Annotated in this window: 2 protein-coding genes; both read left to right on the top strand. The window is 41.2% G+C overall.

Annotated features, from left to right (window positions below):
* Positions 1–571: 571 nt before the first annotated feature.
* Complete coding sequence (locus H4J69_RS19435; protein WP_182217337.1) at positions 572–1,996, top strand: amidohydrolase; 1,425 nt, start codon at positions 572–574, stop codon at positions 1,994–1,996.
* Positions 1,997–2,007: 11 nt separating this feature from the next.
* Positions 2,008–3,276, top strand: coding sequence for an amidohydrolase family protein (locus H4J69_RS19430; RefSeq protein ID WP_182245177.1), 1,269 nt, complete (start codon positions 2,008–2,010; stop codon positions 3,274–3,276).
* The last annotated feature ends 144 nt before the right edge of the window (positions 3,277–3,420 follow it).

Here is a 3,420-nt window from a genome sequence, read left to right as displayed (position 1 = left end):
TGAGATAATACGAATCATCAACAAACCACTCTCCGTCATCCTGAACTTGTTTCAGGATCTGTGCTTGCTCTACAAAGACCAGATACTGAAATAAATTCAGCATGACGGCATGGGAGTTAGATAATACGAATAATAAACAAACCACTCTCCGTCATCCTTAACTCGTTTCAGGACCTGTACTTGCTCTACAAAGAGCAGATACTGAAATAAATTCAGTATGACGGCAAAAAGGCTACACGATCACCGTCATCCTGAACTTGTTTCAGGATCTGTACTTGATCTACAAAGACGAGCTATTGAAATAAATTCAGCATGACGGCATGGAAGTGAGTAGATGCTAGATACTGAAATAAATTCTGTATGACGGCATGGGAGTGAGCAAAAACCAGAAGGCAAATTTACTATGTGCTTTTAGTATCTGAAATACTCTTATTTATTTGCTTCATTCTCCATTCACCGTGAATGTATAACCATTGGACGTAATTGGCTCAGGTTCACTTGCCGTATTGTTCAAATCATTTTATTGTTGACTATTAAACCCCAAAATAATAATCCGCACAGGAAGCATTAAATGCATATCAAGCAAAGCATCGCGCCTACGTTGTTGGCGCTTAGCGTATCACTCGCGTTATCTGGCTGTTTAGAGTCTGAGCAGCAAGACCCAAAAGTGTCTATTAATAAAAACCCTTATCCGAGTACTTATCAACCTCTACCTAAGCAAACGACATTAATCAAAAATACCACGGTATTAATTGGTAATGGTGAGCGTTTTGATAATGCTGATGTGTTGATGACTGATGGAAAAATATCTCAAGTGGGCAAAAATTTGTCCGCTGCGGGTGCTGTCGAAATTGATGGAACAGATAAATGGGTTACGCCTGGTGTTATCGATGTGCATTCGCACTTAGGGGTTTATCCAAGCCCGTCGGCTGAGTCACACTCAGACGGTAATGAAATGAGTTCGCCCAATACCTCTGAAGTTTGGTCTGAACACAGTATTTGGCCACAAGATCCTGGTTTTAATGCTGCTCGTGCTGGCGGTGTTACTACAATGCAAATCTTACCTGGCTCTGCTAATTTATTTGGTGGCCGTGGTGTAACGCTTCGTAATGTATCAAGCCACACGATGCAAGGCATGAAGTTTCCAGAAGCGCCTTATGGTTTAAAAATGGCTTGTGGTGAAAACCCTAAGCGTGTTTACGGTAGCCGTAAAATATTACCCTCAACTCGTATGGGCAACATGGCAGGTTACCGCATGGCTTGGGCAGAAGCGACTGAGTATAAACATGCATGGGAAAAATACGACCGTGACTATGAAGCGGGGAAAAATCCTTTAGCGCCAGCACGAGATTTAGAGCTTGATACCCTTCGTGGTGTGCTCGACGGTGAAATTTTAATTCACAATCATTGTTACAAAGCTGAAGAAATGGCGATGATGATTGATCTGGGTAAAGAGTTTAATTACCAGTCAGGGACTTTTCATCATGCGATTGAAGGTTACAAAATTGCTGACTTATTAGCTGAAAATGGAAACTGTGCAGCCATGTGGCCTGATTGGTGGGGTTTCAAAATGGAAGCTTACGACATGATCCACGAAAACGTTGCGGTTGTTAACGCGGTGAAAAACTCTTGTGCGATTGTTCACTCAGACTCAAACAGTACTATTCAGCGTTTAAACCAAGAAGCAGGTAAAGTAATGTACCGTGCTAACGAAAATGGTTTTGCCTTAAAACCAGCAGAAGCTATTCGTTGGATCACTTTAAATGCAGCTAAATCTTTAGGTATTGATGATAAAACGGGTAGTTTAGAAGCGGGTAAAAATGCGGATGTAGTGCTTTGGAATCAAAGTCCTTTCAGCGTCTATGCACAAGCTGAACAAGTATTTGTTGATGGTGCAAAAGTGTATGACCGCTTTGATGATAAATACCAAGCAACAAGTGACTTTATGTTAGGGCAAGCTGAAGTTCCTGCTTTACCTAAAAAGGGAGGGCAGTAATCATGAAAAATATTAAATTATTTAAAGCCTCGTTAGTTGCACTTGCTTTAGCGGCAATAAGCCATGCTAATGCAGAAAGTTTAGCAATAACCAATGCCACTATTCATACGGTTACTGAACAGGGTGTTTTAACAAATGCCACGGTTGTTATTGATGACGGAAAAATTATTGCAATTAACCCTGAAAAGATTGTTGCTGATGTAACCTTCGATGCGATGGGGAAAATACTGACACCGGGTTTAATTGGTTCTATGAATTCATTAGGTTTGGTTGAAGTGAATGCAGTATCAAGAACCCGTGATGCTAGTGATAAAAAAGCAGACATCACTTTTGATGCATCAATCGCTTTTAACCCACGCTCAACGGTTGTGCCTTATACACGCAAAGGTGGTATCACCAGTAACGTTTCAGTGCCTAGCGGTGGTGATAGTATGTTCAAAGGGCAAACCTTTGTAACAGACCTCTCAGGCGAGTTTGACAGTGTTTACATTAAAGAAAATGCCGTTATCATAGATCTTGGTGCTAAAAGCAGTGGTTCACGCGCTCTAAACTTACAAAAACTGCGTTACACGCTTGAAGACGCCCAAAAGGCCTTAACCAAGGCTGCTGAAGACGCTAAAACAGCGAAAAAAGATAAAAAGGCTGACGAGAAGCAAAAAGAACCAAAAGAATTAAAGCGTGATGAAAAAATTATCAACGCCTTATTAGCCGGTGATAAACCGCTTGTAGCTTATGCCGACCGCGCCACAGACTTACTCGAATTACTGAAATTAAAAGCTGAGTTTAATCTTGATTTAGTGATTGCTGGCGGTGCTGATGCGATATTAATTACTGAGCAATTAGCTGCAGCGCAAGTCCCTGTTATATTTGGCGCTTTAGATAACTTACCGAGTAGTTTTGATTCGCTGCATTCTTCACTAGACAATACGGCGAAATTAACCCAAGCAGGTATCAATGTTGCTTTAGCCATAAGCGACGCACATAACTTGTATCAGCTGCGTTTTGAAGCGGGTAATGCAATTGCTAATGGTTTAACCAAAGACCAAGCACTTGCCGCTGTTACTGCCAATGTTGCCGATGCTTTTAATATTAATGCGGGTCGTATTGCCGTTGGTAAAAAAGCCGACTTGGTTTTATGGAGTGCTGACCCTTTCGAGCTTAGTACGAAAGTAGATAAAATGTGGATTAACGGCAAAGAGACCTCAACGCAGAGCCGTCAAGACAAACTGCGTAAACGCTATACCACTGAGAGTGATATGCCAAGAGGTTACACGAAGTAACCCTTATTGGCAGTTTGCTATTCGATAGCGAAAGGCATTAAACGATAATTCGTTTAATGCCTTCTTTTTTGCGCTTTGTTGTTTAGCACTTTTGCCGTGATGCTGAATTTATTTATCTAGTCGTCATACTGAATTTATTTCTCT

The sequence above is a fragment of the Colwellia sp. BRX10-9 genome (assembly GCF_014077405.1).
Taxonomy (GTDB): Bacteria; Pseudomonadota; Gammaproteobacteria; order Enterobacterales; family Alteromonadaceae; genus Colwellia_A.
The sequence above is the reverse complement of the archived record's forward strand: the minus strand, read 5'-3'. Positions and strand labels throughout refer to the sequence as shown.